This window comes from Zoogloea sp. GDB6, assembly GCF_056724105.1.
The window spans coordinates 5,715,557-5,731,852 of sequence record NZ_CM161497.1 but is presented as its reverse complement, the minus strand read 5'-3'; the positions used below and the strand labels follow the sequence as shown (position 1 = coordinate 5,731,852).

At 62.5% G+C, this 16,296-nt stretch carries 11 protein-coding genes; 2 read left to right on the top strand and 9 right to left on the bottom strand.

From position 1 onward, the window contains the following. Positions 1–139 precede the first annotated feature (139 nt). The 3 genes from AC1PQG_RS26080 to AC1PQG_RS26070 form a co-directional block, all read right to left on the bottom strand. Positions 140–1,231: an IS5 family transposase gene (locus AC1PQG_RS26080; protein WP_481120618.1), complete on the bottom strand. Its 1,092-nt coding sequence runs from the start codon at positions 1,229–1,231 to the stop codon at positions 140–142. 91 nt (positions 1,232–1,322) lie between these two features. Then, complete coding sequence (gene mgtA, locus AC1PQG_RS26075; protein ID WP_481120617.1) at positions 1,323–4,079, bottom strand: magnesium-translocating P-type ATPase; 2,757 nt, start codon at positions 4,077–4,079, stop codon at positions 1,323–1,325. Between the two features lie 27 nt (positions 4,080–4,106). Next, on the bottom strand, positions 4,107–5,579 hold the full coding sequence (locus AC1PQG_RS26070) for an RNB domain-containing ribonuclease (protein ID WP_481120616.1): 1,473 nt from the start codon (positions 5,577–5,579) through the stop codon (positions 4,107–4,109). A 369-nt stretch (positions 5,580–5,948) separates the two neighbouring features. Between AC1PQG_RS26070 and AC1PQG_RS26065 the strand changes: the two genes are divergently transcribed. Continuing rightward, the gene (locus AC1PQG_RS26065; protein WP_481123062.1) at positions 5,949–8,420 is read left to right on the top strand and encodes a chemotaxis protein CheB; all 2,472 of its coding nucleotides are present in this window, start codon (positions 5,949–5,951) and stop codon (positions 8,418–8,420) included. A 53-nt stretch (positions 8,421–8,473) separates the two neighbouring features. Here AC1PQG_RS26065 and AC1PQG_RS26060 read toward each other — a convergent pair whose 3' ends face one another. The 4 genes from AC1PQG_RS26060 to AC1PQG_RS26045 all read right to left on the bottom strand — a co-directional run bounded on the left by AC1PQG_RS26060 (position 8,474) and on the right by AC1PQG_RS26045 (position 13,791). After that, positions 8,474–9,808: a helix-turn-helix domain-containing protein gene (locus AC1PQG_RS26060; protein WP_481120615.1), complete on the bottom strand. Its 1,335-nt coding sequence runs from the start codon at positions 9,806–9,808 to the stop codon at positions 8,474–8,476. Positions 9,809–9,972: 164 nt separating this feature from the next. Then, positions 9,973–12,675 (bottom strand): aconitate hydratase AcnA, encoded by a 2,703-nt coding sequence (gene acnA, locus AC1PQG_RS26055; protein WP_481120614.1) that lies wholly within the window; start codon positions 12,673–12,675, stop codon positions 9,973–9,975. Between the two features lie 148 nt (positions 12,676–12,823). Then, positions 12,824–13,555, bottom strand: coding sequence for a S1 family peptidase (locus tag AC1PQG_RS26050; protein ID WP_481120613.1), 732 nt, complete (start codon positions 13,553–13,555; stop codon positions 12,824–12,826). A gap of 20 nt (positions 13,556–13,575) precedes the next feature. After that, a complete protein-coding gene (locus AC1PQG_RS26045; protein ID WP_481116770.1) occupies positions 13,576–13,791 on the bottom strand; it encodes a glycine zipper 2TM domain-containing protein in 216 nt (71 codons plus the stop codon). Between the two features lie 254 nt (positions 13,792–14,045). Between AC1PQG_RS26045 and AC1PQG_RS26040 the strand changes: the two genes are divergently transcribed. Next, positions 14,046–14,204, top strand: a complete 159-nt coding sequence (locus AC1PQG_RS26040) for a DUF3309 family protein (RefSeq protein WP_481116769.1) — start codon at positions 14,046–14,048, stop codon at positions 14,202–14,204. Positions 14,205–14,209: 5 nt separating this feature from the next. Here AC1PQG_RS26040 and AC1PQG_RS26035 read toward each other — a convergent pair whose 3' ends face one another. Together AC1PQG_RS26035 and AC1PQG_RS26030 are read right to left on the bottom strand one after the other, a co-directional pair. Then, complete coding sequence (locus tag AC1PQG_RS26035) at positions 14,210–15,622, bottom strand: dihydrolipoyl dehydrogenase (RefSeq protein WP_481120612.1); 1,413 nt, start codon at positions 15,620–15,622, stop codon at positions 14,210–14,212. Positions 15,623–15,715: 93 nt separating this feature from the next. Next, the gene (locus AC1PQG_RS26030) at positions 15,716–16,279 is read right to left on the bottom strand and encodes a lipid-binding SYLF domain-containing protein (protein WP_481116767.1); all 564 of its coding nucleotides are present in this window, start codon (positions 16,277–16,279) and stop codon (positions 15,716–15,718) included. Positions 16,280–16,296: the final 17 nt, after the last annotated feature.

Sequence of the window (16,296 nt, the reverse complement as noted above, 5' to 3'; positions counted from 1 at the left end):
AAGCTCAGAACCCACGTCCAGCCTGACGCTCATCATCCGGTGTCTCATGACTTCATTCCCCGAAATGGATTTTCAATTCCGTTTTGACGTCCGCCGAGCGGACCGGGGAATGAGTTTTTTCCCAATCCCGGATACCGCTTCATGCCGCGCTCCCCGCGTCCTGCAATTTCGCAATCCGCAGCAGGTTATACGCCGCGGCCGACAAATAAGCCGCGATCTGGGTTCGGGCTTGGCCGATGAAACGGGTCTTTCTCATTCCGCCCACCGTCTTCAGCCAGCCGAAAATCTCTTCAACCCGCTTTCGTTTGCGCTGGCTGACCTTGTAGCCCTCGGTGCAGGTCGTCCGTCCATCAAGGCCCGGTGTCTTGCGTCCCTCAATACGGGCGATATGCGGCGTGATCTTGTGCTCGCGCAAATGTTGGACAAAGTCCTTCACGTGGTAGCCCTTATCAGCCCCCAGGGTTTTGGGATGAATCCGGCGGCGCCGGGCACGGGTGAGCAACTGGCGGGCGGCTTTGTGTTCGGCCAGAGTGGCGTCGGTGATGAGCAGATCGATACACAGGCCGCTGCGGTTCTCCATGAGCGCATGGCCGCCATAACTGAGCTTGGCCGGCTGGCCATTGCTCTTGCGCATGAGCTTCGCGTCGGGATCAGTCGTGCTCTGGTGAGTGGCGTTGGAGCGCTTCTCGCCCTTGAAGTCCACCATGCCGGTGCCGGCGCCGGGCTTGGGCGGTTCGTTGTCGCCCTTGCGTTTGAAGCTCTTGAAGGACGCCCAGGCGTCGATCAAGGTGCCATCCACGGTGAAGTGATCAGACGACAGCAGCTTGTCCTTGCGGGCCAGACGTACCACCTCGTCGAAGAAACGGCGGGCGATATCGGTTTCCACCAGGCGCTCGCGCAGGCGGCTGAAATTGGATTGATCCAACCCGCCCGATTCCAGGTCCAGATCCAGGAACCAGCGAAAGAGCAGGTTGTAATCGAGTTGCTCGCAGAACTGCCGATCCGAGCGCACCGAATAGAAAGCGATCAGCAATTGCGCCTTGAGCAGGCGCTCCGGCGGAATCGACGGTCGGCCGCCCTTGGCGTAAAGCCCATCGAGTTCTGCCGAAATGGCCGACAGCGCCGAATCGGCCAGTTTCTTCACCGGCCGCAGCGGATGATCGGCCGGAATCCGGGACTCGACCGAGAAATAGTGGAACATCGAGGACTGGGGATCGACTTCGCCGCGCATCGGTGCTGTGCCTGGGGTTCGGGAGATACGGCTAGGACAGGTGGGTGGCCGGATCGTTCACTGGGTTCTGCATCAACCTGCTAAAGCTTCATTACCAGCCGAAGTGGCGGTCATACCAGCCCTTCATCAATTGAGTCAAACTTATGTAGGCGACAAGAATTACTGTCAGCCAACCGAAATAGGCGAGCGGAAGTGCCACAAGCTTGAAGTAATGAGCTAGCGGCCCCATCACAATGAAGATACCTGCCGCCATCGTAAAGCCTGTCATGCCAGTCAACTGCCAAGATGCAGCGCTCTCCACAATAGGCAGCTTGCGAGTGCGAATCATGTGAACGATTAAGGTCTGAGACATGAGTCCCTCGACGAACCAGCCCGATTGGAAGAGTGTCTCCATCATTGGCGTGGTGGCCTGAAAAACGATCCACATCAGCGCGAAAGTCGCGATATCGAAAATCGAACTGATCGGCCCGAAGCACGCCATGAAATGTCCAAGCCCATCCACATTCCAGTGCTGGGGGGTTCTGAGGAACTCTTCATCCACGTTATCGAAGGGAATCCCTGTCTGGGAGATGTCGTAAAGCAGGTTCTGCAACAGCAGGTGCACCGGCAGCATTGGCAGAAAAGGCAGAAAGACGCTGGCCACCAGCACGGAAAAGACGTTGCCGAAGTTGGAACTGGCAGCCATGCGAATGTATTTCAGCATGTTGGCAAAGGTTCGGCGCCCTTCACGCACCCCTTCGGCGAGTACCAGCAGGCTCTTTTCAAGCAGAATGATGTCGGCGGCCTCCTTGGCGATATCCACCGCGGTATCCACTGATATACCGATGTCGGCCGCATGCAACGCGGGCGCATCGTTGATGCCGTCACCCATGAAACCGACCACATGGCCGTTGGCGCGTAGCGCCCGCACTACCCGTTCCTTGTCGATCGGCGATAGCTTGGCGAAGACCGTGGCGCTGTCCACTGCTTGGCGCAGGGTCTGGTCGTCCATCCGTGACACCTCCTGCCCTTGCAGCATTCCGGCGACTTCCAGCCCCACCTCGCGGCACACCCGCGCGCTCACAAGCCCGTTGTCGCCGGTCAAGACCTTCACAGTTACGCCGTTGGCGCGCAGTGCCGCGAGGGCTGGAGCGGCGCTTTCCTTGGGAGGGTCAAGGAAGGCGACATAGCCCGCAAAGCTTAAATCCGTTTCGTCGGCCGCACTGTAGGTATCCTGGCCTGGCGGCATAGTCTTGGTGGCCACGCCGACGACGCGCAGGCCGTCAGCATTCAGGCCGTCGGTGATTATCTTGATATTGGCCAGCAACTCCGGCGTCATCGGCTCGACGGATCCACCACGACTCGCCTGACTACAGGCCGTAAGGATCTCCTCAATGGCGCCCTTGCATATCAGCAGAGGACGCTCGTCCCGCTCAGCCACCACCACCGACATGCGGCGACGCAGGAAGTCAAAGGGAATCTCGTCCAGCTTATGAAAATTCCGGGCCGGATCGAGCCCCACAAGCTCATTTCCACGCGCCAGCACCGCCACGTCAAGGAGATTTTTCAGGCCGGTCTGGTACTGGCTGTTAAGCCACGCATACTCCAGCACCTTCACGGAATCCCTTCCGTCGATGTCGCAGTGACGCTGTAGGACGATATGGTCCTGGGTCAGGGTTCCCGTCTTATCGGTGCACAAGATATCCATCGCACCGAAGTTCTGGATTGCATCAAGCCGCTTGACGATGACCTTTTGCCGCGACAACAACACCGCCCCCTTGGCGAGGGTAGAGGTCACCACCATCGGCAACATTTCGGGGGTCAGACCGATAGCGACCGACATGGCGAACAGGAAAGCTTCCAGCCAGTCTCCCTTGGTCACACCATTGATCAGAAAGACGATCGGGGTCATGACCGCCATGAAGCGGATCAGTAACCAGCTCACCTTGTTAACGCCTGCCTGAAAGGCCGTCGGCGCATGTTCGACCGCCGTGACCCGCTCGGCAAGGGTCCCGAAGTAAGTACGTGATCCCGTGCCGATCACCACTCCAGTGGCCGCCCCGCTGATCACGGTAGTACCCATGAAGGCGATCGTATCCAGTTCCAGAGGATTGGTGACAGCGGGGGTACGCGGAGTTGCAAATTTCTCGACCGGCAGGGCTTCTCCGGTCATGGCCGCCTGACCGATGAACAAGTCCCTAGCCGAGAGCAGGCGCAAGTCGGCGGGGATCATGTCGCCAGCCGACAGAATCACCATGTCGCCCGGCACCAGGTCGGCAAGCGGCACCTCCACGCAGCGCACGTCACGTCCTTCGATCTCCACGTGGCGCGCCGTCGCCGAGTCAACCGGGTTATCGGTCTCCCGGCGCAATACCGTCGCCTTGCTGCCGACCATGGCCTTCAAGGCGTCCGCCGCCTGGCTGGAGCGCCACTCCTGCGCAAAGCGGATCAGAGTGGACAACACCACCATACTGCCGATAACCGTAGTCGCCTTCAGATCGCCCGTGTACCAAGACACCGCCGCCAGCACGGAGAGCAAAAGGTTGAACGGGTCAATGTAGCAGTGCCAAAGATGCAGCCAGCCGGGCATGGGCTTTTCGTGGACCACACTGTTTTCACCGCTCTCACGACGGATAGCTACGGCCTGGAATACATCGAGTCCGTCCGGGTGGGCATGCAGGCGGGCGAGAAGTGCCGAAGGCTCCTCTCCTGCTGCAGTCACAAGACTCTGCGCCAGATCCGGCGGCACCGCCTTGCTGACCGGCGCATGGCGAAACAGCTCGAAGCTGAAGTGGCGCAGAAAATGGCGAGCTACACGCCGCCGCCGCAGGCGCGCGACGAAATGAGCACGGAGGAACGAATGCTTCATCGCAGGCAATCCCGCTGGCCCCAGGATTTAATTCTCTAGAACGAAGTCAATAAACCCCCGCTCGATTGACGTGGATACCAGTCGAATTCGAACTAACTGCCCGATTTTCAGTAAAGGAAGCGAGCCCTTGAGCCTCCCCTCCGCCGGGGGCTCAAAAATACGCACCCACGTGCCTTCCGGCCCAATTCCGGTAACGAGCCCGTCAAATCGTTGCCCAACCCGCGTATGTAGCAGCAGTGCCGCTTCCGATTTGCGGAGCTGTCGCTCTACTTTTCGAGCGGCATCCTCCTGGGTAGTGCAATGCACGGCCAATTCATCCAATTCATTGTTTGAATAGGGTGGCCGGGCATTCTGCAATACGGCCTTCAGCAGGCGTAAGGTGATCAAATCCGGAAAACGTCGATTAGGCGCGGTGGAATGCATATAGGCTTCCACCGCCAGACCAAAGTGACCAATCGACTGCCCATTCGGGCGCTCCACCACATATTCTCCCGAGCCCATCAACTTCACGATGACGAGCGACAGATCAGGGAAACGCAGCGGATCGGATTTGTGCTGCCGTGCGAGAAAGGCTTCAAGCGCCCTGCCATCCGGCTGATCGGGAAGCGTCACACCGTAAGTCTTGGCCACCTCCACAATCCTCAACCAACGGTCGGGGGATCGCACGACCCGCCGCAGCGATGCGCTCCCCTGCTGCGCCAGGAAACGCGCTGTACAGCCATTGGTGGCGATCATCAATTCCTCGATCAACTGCCGTGCCCGATTCTGCTCCTGCTGCCGAATGGCGGTAATTCTTTCACCCTCGAAAAGTGCCCGGGGCTGGAATGTCTGGAACTCCAGTGAGCCCTGCGCGCGGCGCAGCACCCGGAGTTTCTGGGCCAGCTCGTCCTGCATGCGCAACTGGATGTTCATGCCGACGACGGCTTGCGCAGGGCCCGGCAGATCGCCGGTGCCGCAAATCCAGGCGGAAACCGCGTCGTAGGCCAGCTTGGCCTTGTTCCGCACCATGGCGCGGTAAATCGTCGAGCCAACCAATATCCCGTCGTCGGTAAACTCCATCTCGGTCACCAGGGCCAAGCGATCCTCGTCGGGGTTGAGCGAGGTCAGATCGGTGCACAGGCGCTCGGGGAGCATATGGAATACGCGCGCCGAGGTATAAACCGAGGTCGTATTGATGCGGGCATGTTCGTCGATCGGCGAGCCCTTGGCGACGATTGCATCGACGTCGGCCACCGCCACGAACACCCTTGCAGCGCCTCGCGAAAGCGGCTGGATTGCTGTCAGCTGATCCAGGTCGCGGGAGTCATCGTTGTCAATCGAGCACCATGGGAGCTCGGTCAGATCACGGATATTCTTGCCTGTCTCGCGAGCCGGGCCTTTCAGTCGGGCCACTTGCTCCTGAACGCCATGAGCGTATTCAGGCTCCAATCCACGACTGAACATTGCCAGGCTTGCAATCGTGGCCAGAGTGGTCCGGTGGTTGCTCAGTGCACTTCGCATTCAACCTCCCCGCTGCTTGCAGTGCGCCTATTTGCGTCTGGCACCATTCGTTGCCGTGGCGGCTTGAATGAATGACGCGCCATGCCACTCCCGTCGAAGCGGCGGATATTGGTGAACGCGCTTTCTACAAGGCAGTATAGTCCGTCTGCCGGCCCACTCCGGGTACATACACGCTCCGGCAATGAAGGCCGCAGCAAGTGGCTGAACTACCGCCCCCTTCCATGCCGAATCAGAAATGACAAACGGACAGCCTCCTTCCCCACCCCCCATGACCACACCAGACCAACCGGCCAAGGCAGGTGCCACTCGCGACGGCAACCGTCGTGAGCAAAAAAGGGCACCCGTGAAACCGACTTCCCGGTTGTTGGCATCGGCTGCTCCGCAGGCGGGCTCGAAGCCCTCGAGGCGATGTTGAACGACACCCCAGCCGACAGCGGCATGGCCTTCATCGTCGTCCAGCATCTGGACCCGGAGCACCACAGCAATCTTCCCGAACTATTGCAGCGTCACACCCGCATGGCGGTCGTGGAAGCGGCCGAACACATGGCGATCAGGCCCAACTGCATCTACGTCATCCCTCCCAACAAGGATCTGTCGCTGTTGCACGGCAACCTGCACCTGTTCGATCCGAGCGAAAAGCGCGGCTTGCGCCTGCCCATCGATTTCTTCCTGCGCACCCTTGCCGAGGATCGCCAGCACAAGGCCATCGGCGTGATCCTCTCCGGCATGGGGTCGGACGGCATGCTCGGCCTCGGCGCGATCAAGGAGAAAGGGGGCCTCACCCTTGCACAGGACCCGGCCACGGCCCGGGCCGGCAGCATGCCCGACCATGCCATCAAGGCGGGCATGGTCGATATCGTTGCCCCCTGCGATCAACTGAGCGCACGCATCACGGCCTATCTCCGGCATGCCGTGCGCCATGCGCCGATCGATGAAACGCCCGAAAGGCGCGAGCAGAATGCCCTGGAGCGCATCATCGTCCTGCTCCGCAACCGCAGCGGCAACGATCTTTCCCTGTACAAGCCGAGCACCCTCCTCCGGCGTATTGAGCGACGGGTCGCCCTGCTCCAGATCGATGGCGTCGCCAGCTACGTGGGCTACCTGCGTGACAACCCGCAGGAGCTCGACCTGCTCTTCCGGGAGATGCTGATCGGTGTCACCAACTTCTTCCGCGATCCCCCCGTCTGGGATTTCCTGCGTGACGTCGCCATCCCGTCGCTGTTTGCCCGCTATCCGGACGGCCAGGTCCTGCGCGCATGGGTGCCGGCATGCTCGACGGGCGAGGAAGCTTATTCATTGGCAATCGTTTTCAAGGAGGCCCTGGAAAACCTCCAGCCCCGTGGGCATTTCACCTTGCAGATCTACGCCACCGACCTGGATATGGATGCCGTCGACAAGGCCCGCAAGGCCTGCTATCCGACCAACATCGCGGCCGACGTGACGCCCGAACGGCTGGCCCGTTATTTCGTCGCCGAGGATGGCGGCTACCGGCTCAGCCGGAACATCCGCGAGATGGTGATCTTCGCGCCGCAGAATCTCGTCTCCGACCCCCCGTTTACGCGGCTCGACATCCTGTCCTGTCGCAACCTGCTGATCTACTTCGGCCAGGCCCTGCAGAAAAAGGTGTTGCCCTTATTCCACTACGCCCTCAACCGTGACGGCATCCTGGTGCTGGGCAGTGCCGAGACCATTGGCGGTTTTGCCAGTCTTTTTGCGCCACTGGACAAGAAGATGCACGTATTCCAGCGCGTCGACCAGAGCGCACGCTCCCCTTGGCTGGATTTCCCGACCCGTCCCCCGTCCAGCGCCCCCACCATGGAAATCGGCGGGCGCCCCGACTACCGGGACAGCCTGGAATATCAGACCGACCAGCTCATCCAGCAGCACTTCTCGCCGGCGGCGGTGCTGGTCAATGGGGATGGCGACATCCTCTACATCAGCGGCCGCGTCGGAAAATACCTGGAGCCCGCCGCCGGCAAGGTCAATATCAACATCCACGCCATGGCCCGTGATGGCCTGCGAGACGCCCTGATCGGGGTCATCCGCAACGCCCTGCACCAGACACAGCCCATCCAGCTGGAGGGCCTGCAGGTGGAGGTGAATGGACGCATGCAGACGGTCAATGTCACCGTGCAGGGCATCGAGAAGCCGGAAGCCCTGCGTAATCGCGTGCTGGTCGTGTTCGCCGATGTCAAGTTGCCGTCGGGCCGTCAACGGCGCAAGCATCCGGCTTCCGACCGGGAGAGCTCCCTGCTACTCGAGCTGAATCAGCTGCGCGAGGCGCTACGCATCAACCAGGAGGAGATGCAGGTATCCCTCGAGGAAGCGCGGTCGGCCAACGAGGAGCTTCAGGTCACCAACGAGGAGCTGACCACCTCCAAGGAGGAGCTTCAGTCCATGAACGAGGAGCTGCAGACCATCAACGCCGAGCTGCAGTCCAAGGTGGACGACCTCACCTGGGCGCGCAACGACATGACGAACCTGCTCAACAGCACGGAAATCGCCACCATCTTCCTCGACAACGAGATGAAGCTGCGGCGTTTCACCACCCACGCCACCCATCTCTTCAAGTTCATCCCCGGCGACGTCGGGCGCCCGCTGTCCGACATCGTCACCGACCTGGATTACCCCGCCCTCCACGACGACGCGGTGGCCGTGCTTAGCACCCTGAACTTCCGCGAGAACCAGGTCTGCACCGCGGACGGGCGCTGGTATCGGGTGCGCATCATGCCTTACCGGACCCAGGACAACGTGATCGACGGCGTGGTGGTCACCTTCATCGACATCACCGCCATCAAGCAGCTCGAAGCCCAACTGAGAAAACGCCAGACACGGCACTGATCAGCGCCGGCACAGGGCCGGCGCAAGGGCAACGCGCTCTTCAGGTTCGATGCTTACTGAACGGCATCGAGACCACGCCGGCCACTCGAAACGAGCGCCCGCACCGCCTCATGAAAGGGCAGCCCATTTTCCTGGCTGATCTCCATCACCACCATGCGGCATTCCCGGCCTTCGGCATCCGACGCCGCCTCGATCCGGACCAGCGCCTCGGGACGATGGTCGGTGGCCGTCAAGGCGATCGCGCATTTGCTCCTGGTCTTGCCGCCCAGCACCTCTGCTACGAAACTGTTGAATTCGGGCAGGAAAGCCGGCTTCACAAAAGCACCGAAGCGGAAGCGCCCCATCTGTGAGCGCTTGATGCCAAGCAGAATCGCCCCCGCCAGATTGATCTGCAGGATGATGCCCTGGGCATCGAGGGTGAAATAGCCGACCGGCGCGAAATCGTAGAGATCCGCGTATTTCTCGCGCAGGGCATCGGCCTCATCATAGGCGAGCTGGAGCTCTTCGTTATGCATTTCCAGCTCGATCTGGTGCACCTGCAGTTCATGCAGCAACCGGGCGGTGTCCCACTGGGTGCTGTCGGCGTAGGGCTGGTTCTGCTTGAGACGCACCTCTGCGCGCTGCCGCAACGTGGCAGGGTTCGGGCGGGCACGCGGCAGGGCCAGACTCTCGGTCGTCAGGCTGGACAGCCGTTCATACTCACCCTTCACCACGTGGTAGCACTCACAGACCCGGGCCTCCAGCCCGGCGCGATTCGTCACCGTGATGTGCCCTCTGCGGTAATGGATCAACCCGGCGGCCTGGAGCTTGCCGGCCGCCTCGGTGATGCCTTCGCGGCGCACGCCCAGCAGATTGGAGATTGTCTCCTGCGTGACATCGAGCTCCATACAGGAACTCTGGTCGAGACTACGGAGCAGCCAGCGGCACAGTTGCTGATCGACGGAATGGTGCCGGTTGCACAGCACACTCTGGGCAATCTCGCTCATCAACGCCTGGATGTAACACAGCGCCATACGGCGCAGACTGCCGCCCTGCTCGAGCTCCCAGGACATCACCTCGGCGCGCAGACGGAAAGCCCCGCCCGCCCGCTGGACCACGACCTTGTAGTGACTCGTGTCACCACCCAGAATCAGGGGAATGCCGACGAAGCCGTCGCTGCCGGTCATCGCCAGTTCGACCGACGCACCATCCGCCGTGGTGGCGATCCGTGAAAAGGTGCAGGTGGTGGGGAAATAGACGAAGCCCAAGTGATCGCCGGACCTGTAAACGGTCTGTCCAGCCGATAGGCTCACGAACTCCAGATCGCTCTCCAGCCGGGCGCGCTCTTCCGGTAGAAGGGCCGCGAGAATCCTGTTCTGTCGAGAGCCTTCGCTCATCTTGCTGGCCACTCCATCCCCCTTCTTCTCAAACAATTTTTTCGTTTTTTATATTTTTCAACTCCAATCGCACTAAAGCAGCATAGATCAAAAATATCGTTTGCTATGTGCGTCAGCCCACATAGGGCTTTGGCGATTTCTCGCTGCTGCCTGGTCATGGCGAATGGAAAAGCGCCTCATGCATGCAACAGTTCCCGCAATACATAGGGCAGGATGCCGCCGTGCAGGTAGTAGTCCACCTCCACCGGCGTATCGATACGCAGCAGCAGCGCCACGCTCCGGGACGTTCCATCCAGCCGGCGAATCGTCAACGTCACCGGCTGGCGCGGAGCAATGCCACCTTCGAGGCCCGACAGATCGAAAAGCTCATCGCCGCGGATCGCCAGCGTCGCCGCGTCGTTTCCGTCCGCGAACTGCAGGGGCAGCACGCCCATGCCGACCAGATTGGAACGGTGGATACGCTCGAAGCTCTTCGCCACCACGGCCTTCACGCCGAGCAGACGAGTGCCCTTGGCGGCCCAGTCGCGGCTCGATCCGGTTCCATACTCCTCGCCGGCAAAGATCAGCGTCGGTGTGCCGGCGGCCAGGTAGTCCATCGCCGCATCGAAGATGGACTTGCGCTCGCCCCCCGGCTGAACCAGCGTCAAACCGCCCTCCATCGGTTTGCCGGTCGCATCGGCGGGCAGCATCCGGTTGCGGATGCGCACGTTGGCGAAGGTGCCGCGCATCATCACTTCATGGTGCCCGCGGCGCGAGCCATAGCTGTTGAATTCGTCGGGCGTCACCCCGTGGGCCTGCAGCCACAGGCCGGCCGGCGAGGCTGGCTTGATCGAACCGGCCGGGCTGATGTGGTCGGTGGTCACCGAGTCGCCGAAGATCGCCAGCGCACGGGCGTTGCGGATGACTGGCAGCGGCACCGGCTGCATGTCGAAACCGGCGAAGAACGGCGGCTCGGCGATGTAGGTGGAAGCGTCCCAACCGTAGGTCTGGCCGGTGCTGGTGGCGATCCGGTTCCACAGCGGGTTGCCGACGGCAAAGTCGGCGTAGAGCCGGCGGTAGATCGCCGGGTCGGTGGCGTGGGCCAAAGCCGCGCCCACCTCCTGCTGGCTCGGCCAGATGTCGCGCAGGAAGACCGGCATGCCGTCGCTGCCGGTACCGAGCGGCTCCGTCGCCATGTCGATGCCGACGCGGCCGGCCAGCGCGAAGGCCACCACCAGCGGCGGGCTCATCAGGAAGTTGGCCTTGATGGCCGGATGGATGCGGGCCTCGAAGTTGCGATTGCCCGACAGCACCGCTGCGCATATCAGATCGTGCCCGGCGATCAGGCCTTCCAGCTCCGGCGACAGCGGCCCGGCATTGCCAATGCAGGTGGTGCAGCCATAGGCCACCACGCGAAAACCCAGCGCCTGCAGCGGTTCCAGCAGGCCGGCCTTGCCCAGGTAGTCCGTCACCACCCGCGAGCCGGGAGCGAGGGAAGTCTTGATCTGGGACGCGACCTTCAGGCCGCGGGCCACCGCGTTCTGCGCCAGCAGCCCGGCGGCCAGCATCACACCCGGGTTGGAGGTATTGGTGCACGACGTGATGGCGGCGATCAATACGTCGCCGTGACCGAGGCTGGAGCCGTCGGCCAGCAGCGGGCGTGCGGTTTGCTCCCCCGCAGCCTTCCCGTAGCCGCCCTCGCCAGCCGGCCGGGCCAGCAGGGTATCGAAACGCGCTTTCAGCTCGGGCAGGACGATGCGGTCCTGCGGCCGCCCGGGGCCGGCCACGCTGGGCACCACGGTGGCGAGGTCCAGCTCCAGCTCCGCGCTGTAGTCGATCTCCCCGGTGCGCGGAATACCGAACAACTCCTGGGCCTGGTAGTAGCTGACGAAAGCCTCCACCTCCTCGTCGCTGCGCCCTGTGGCGGCGAGATAGGCGGCGGCGACTTCGTCCGGCGGAAAGAAGCCCATCGTCGCGCCATACTCCGGCGCCATGTTGGCGAGGGTGGCCCGGTCCGGCAGGCTCAGGGAGGCGGTGCCGTCGCCGAAGAACTCGACGAACTTGCCGACCACCCGGGCCTTGCGCAGCATCTCGGTGACCGCCAGCACAAGATCGGTGGCGGTGACGCCCTCCGGCAGGCGGCCGGCAAGGTGCACGCCAACCACGTCCGGAGTGAGGATATACACCGGTTGGCCGAGCATGCCGGCCTCCGCCTCGATGCCTCCCACGCCCCACCCGACCACGCCGAGGGCGTTGATCATGGTGGTATGGGAATCGGTGCCGACCAGGGTGTCGGGATAATACAGGTCGTCCTGGCGGATCACGCCGCGGGCCAGATACTCCAGGTTCACCTGATGCACGATGCCGATGCCCGGCGGCACCACGCGGAAACTGTCGAAGGCCTGCATACCCCATTTGATGAAGCGGTAGCGCTCCGCATTGCGGCGGAATTCGAGGCGCATGTTGAGGTCGAGGGCATCGGCCTCGCGGAAATGGTCCACCTGCACCGAGTGATCGACGACCAGATCGACCGGCACCCGCGGCTCGACGATCCCCGGGTCCTTGCCGAAGTGCTGCGCCACGCCGCGCATGGCCGCCAGATCGCACAGCAGCGGCACGCCGGTGAAGTCCTGCAGCACGATGCGCGCCACCACGAAGGGAATCTCCTCGCTGCGTTCCGCCAGAGCTTGCCAGCCGGCCAGGCGGCACACGTGGGTCTTGGTGATGCGTTTGCCGTCGAGATTGCGCAGCAGCGATTCGAGGATGATGCGCAGGGAAACCGGCAGGCGACCCAGGTGCGGAAATCCCGCCTTGCCCAGGGCCGGCAGCGAATGGAGGCGGCCCTGGCGGCCAGAACCTATTGCGAAGTCACGAAGGGTGTCGAAAGCGCGGGCGGACATGGCGAACTCCTGGTGGCGCCACCTGGACCGTGGGCGAAAAGCGCCTGCAAGGCCCGACAGGGCGCGAAGAAAGAACGAACCGACTCCCTTTCAGACTTCCCCACCACAGCATCGTTCGGCTTCACTGGAAAGGGTAGCCTGACTGGACTCAGGTTATCGTCAGGGTAAGCAGGATGTCCGCGTACCACGTGTAATTGAGGCCGAGCATTTCATCGTCCTTCAAGTCCCGCGGGCCAACGTCGAGCCTTCCCGAATGAATGCCCAGCAACATCCATGGCAGATCCGCCCGCCCGGCGTCCGGTCTGGCGATCCGCATGACTACCGGCGCACCACTGCTGCCCCGGTGGGTGCGGGCATCTGTCAGGAAATAGCCTTGCCCCTGGAAACGTAATCCAAAGGACGAGGCAACAATCCCGTGACGGACCACCGGAACATGGTGCAGGGTGTCGTGGAAGCCTAGGGGAAATCCGAGGATCAGTAAGGCCGTCCCGACCTCCACCAGCTCGAACTGCCCCAGCAGATGCCGTGGTGTAAAGGCGCGGTAGAGCGTATTGGGCGGCAGCGCACCGCGTTCGATGGGGATCACCGCCACGTCGATCTTGCCCGCCGTATCCGTCCCCTGCCGCCAGACGCTACGGCCTGCCTGGTACAGGGGAATGGAGAAGCCGGTAGATGCTGCGATGTTGGCCGGGTCGATGTGCAGCTCGATCTCGATCCGGGTCGGCGCATGACCGGTCGGCTCGTCGTACAGCACGTGACGGCTGGTCACGAGAAACAACTGGCCGTCCCGCTCGAAGAAAAAGCCGCTGGCGCTGGTCAGGCGCCGCTGCGCGGAGAACGTGGAAATGCGCGCGGCCGTGAGGAGAAGGGATTCGATCATGTCAGCGCCTGGCATTACCCCTACTTTTTGATCTCGTGGCCGATGATGCCGCCGACCGCCGCGCCGCCAATCGTTCCGGCCGTGCTGCCACCAGTCAGCACCGCGCCACCGACGGCACCGATACCGGCGCCCACCGCGGTGCTCCTGTCCCGCGCCGACATTCCGGAACAGGCGCTCAGGCCCAGCAGCAGTGTTGCAGCGACCGCGCAAAGGTTCAGTTTCTGGGTGCTTTTCATGATAGGACTCCTCAACAACTTGCAAGGCGGGATATGTCGCACTTTCAAGGAGAGCCCGGCATACCGTTCCGTCGCCGCGAGGAAACCTGAGATCCCCTTGGCTCGGATGGATTCAAGTTACAGAACGTCGTAGCGGCAGTCTGTCTGCTGACGTACACAGCTGGGACTTCAACGCATGTTCGATGGCGTACAGACGCGGCACGGCGACTGAGTAGGATCAAACGACACCCACCATTCGGACAAGGAGACATCAAATGTCCATCGGAACCATTCTGCTGATCGTATTGATCCTGCTGCTGGTCGGCGCCTTGCCAAGTTGGTCGCATAGCCGGAACTGGGGCTACTACCCCAGCGGCGGGCTTGGCCTGGTGGTGGTGATCCTGATCATCCTGCTGCTGCTGGGCCGCATCTAGGCCGGTTACGCCCCCATCTGTCGCCGCAGGTCCCGCAGGGCCGTACGCGCGCCCTCCTCGATCACCGGGTGATAAAACGGCATTTCGAGCATCTCGGTCACGGTCATCCGCTTTTGCAGCGCCCAGGCGAGCAGGTGCCCCAGATGCTCTGCCTCAGGCGCCAGCATCTCCGCCCCAAGGAAGCGGCCGCTGGCCGGATCACCATACACATTGAGCAGTCCTTTATTGCGCAGCAATATCCGCGCACGTCCTTGATCCTCAAAGCAGACGGTACCGGTCGCGAAGCTGCCAGGCTGCAATGCCCGGAATCCCCCGCCGACAACGGCAATTTGCGGATCAGTGAACACGATGTTGAGCGGCACCCGGCGCAGGCCGGGGCTGACCGGTTTGCCGAGGGCATGGCTGGCTGCGTTCTGGCCGGCAATACGCCCCTCATCGACCGCTTCGTGCAGCAGCGGCATGTAGTTGCCGGCGTCCCCCGCAATGAAGATCGGGCTCGCTCCGTCTTCGCTGATGGTCCGGGTCGTGGCCGGGTCAAACAGCGGAACGCCTTTGGCATCGAGCCTCAACGTGGTCCGCGCCAGGCCGGTATCGAGCAGGTCGGGCGCCCGCCCGGTCGCCGCCAGCAGATAATCGAAATAGTCCTTCCGCATGGCCCCGTCCGGCCCCAGATGCCGGATCGCCACGCGCTCGCCATCCCGCACCGGCGGCTCCATCCGGGCTGCCGGCACGAGGATGAATTCTTCATTGAAGGCGGCAATGGCGTAGTCCCGAACGACCGAATCGGTGATCGGCCCGATACGCCCACCCCGCCCCAGCACGGCAACCCGCAGGCCCAGGCGATGCAGGGCCTGCCCCAGCTCGAGCCCGATGATTCCCGGTCCAACCACGGCCAGAGAGGCAGGCAGGTCCTCCCAACCGAACACATCGTCGTTGATGACCAGCCGATCACCGAGCGCCGCCAAGCCTTCCAGATGAGCGGCACGGGAGCCGGTGGCGATGACGATGCTCTTGGCGCAGACCCGCGTGTGGTCGTCGATTTCCAGCGTCCTGTCATCCACGAAACGGGCGTGGCCGCGCAAGCGCGACCACTCGGGCATGGAACTCACCCCGCTCAACACGAAACCGACAAAGCGATCCCTTTCACGCCGCACCCGCTCCATGACCTGGCGCCCATCGATCGACACGCGCCCTTCGACGCGGACGCCGAAGCCCGGGGCCCTGGCGATCGCATGGGCTGCATCTGCCGCGGCGATGAGAAGCTTGCTTGGCATGCAGCCGACCCGTGCGCAGGTGGTGCCATACTCGCCACCCTCGATGGTCAGCACGCTGGCTCCCGCGGCCTTCGCCGCGCGATATGCGGCCAGGCCTGCAGTGCCTGCACCGATGACGGCCACATCCACCTGGACGGTTCTCATCCCATGTACCCCAATTCAAATAGTGCAACGGCAGCGGAGCGCCCCGGAAAGACGGGGCACTCCGCTGCCGTGATCGGCTTCCGCTGCGCCTGATCAGCGCTTGATACGGGAAATCTTCGTGCCTTCGATGCTGAGGCTGGCCATCAGGCCCTGCTGATCGAAGATGAAGGCATAGGCATCGTCCTTGAGGGTCGACGTGGACAGATTCTTGGCTGCACCTTCATTCACCACCACCACGCTGGGACCGACGCCGATTTCCCAGCCCTGCGACTTGTCCAGGTAATTCACGGCCTTGTCGCTCATCAGGAAAACCACGTAGCCGTAGGATTCGGCTCCCGCCTGCCAGCCCCACGACGCCGATACGGTGTTGTAGTAGCCAGCGGTGGTGGAGCCCTTCATCAAGACGCCTTCGCCGTAGCTGCCGCCGAACACCAGGCCCGCCTTGATGACCTTCGGAAACACCAGGATCGCCCGCGCCTTCTTTGAGATGCTCTCGGCAATCGGATGGGTCTTGTACAGCAACTGCAGTGCCTGGGCGGCGTCCTTGTTCAGATCTTCCGCGGTCGCTGCGAAAGCAGGTGCTCCGAGGCCCCCCAGGGCGAACGAGGCGGCCGTCACGAGAATGAGCTTATGGAAGTTACGACGTACATTGGTCATGTTCCTGTCCCTCACGT

Excerpts from the sequence above, each read along its gene's own strand:
- mgtA (WP_481120617.1), bottom strand. The coding sequence starts at position 4,079 with ATGAAGCATTCGTTCCTCCGTGCTCATTTCGTCGCGCGCCTGCGGCGG.
- AC1PQG_RS26040 (WP_481116769.1), top strand. The coding sequence starts at position 14,046 with ATGTCCATCGGAACCATTCTGCTGATCGTATTGATCCTGCTGCTGGTC.
- AC1PQG_RS26035 (WP_481120612.1), bottom strand. The coding sequence starts at position 15,622 with ATGAGAACCGTCCAGGTGGATGTGGCCGTCATCGGTGCAGGCACTGCA.
- acnA (WP_481120614.1), bottom strand. The coding sequence starts at position 12,675 with ATGTCCGCCCGCGCTTTCGACACCCTTCGTGACTTCGCAATAGGTTCT.
- AC1PQG_RS26030 (WP_481116767.1), bottom strand. The coding sequence starts at position 16,279 with ATGACCAATGTACGTCGTAACTTCCATAAGCTCATTCTCGTGACGGCC.
- AC1PQG_RS26045 (WP_481116770.1), bottom strand. The coding sequence starts at position 13,791 with ATGAAAAGCACCCAGAAACTGAACCTTTGCGCGGTCGCTGCAACACTG.
- AC1PQG_RS26070 (WP_481120616.1), bottom strand. The coding sequence starts at position 5,579 with ATGCGAAGTGCACTGAGCAACCACCGGACCACTCTGGCCACGATTGCA.
- AC1PQG_RS26050 (WP_481120613.1), bottom strand. The coding sequence starts at position 13,555 with ATGATCGAATCCCTTCTCCTCACGGCCGCGCGCATTTCCACGTTCTCC.
- AC1PQG_RS26080 (WP_481120618.1), bottom strand. The coding sequence starts at position 1,231 with ATGCGCGGCGAAGTCGATCCCCAGTCCTCGATGTTCCACTATTTCTCG.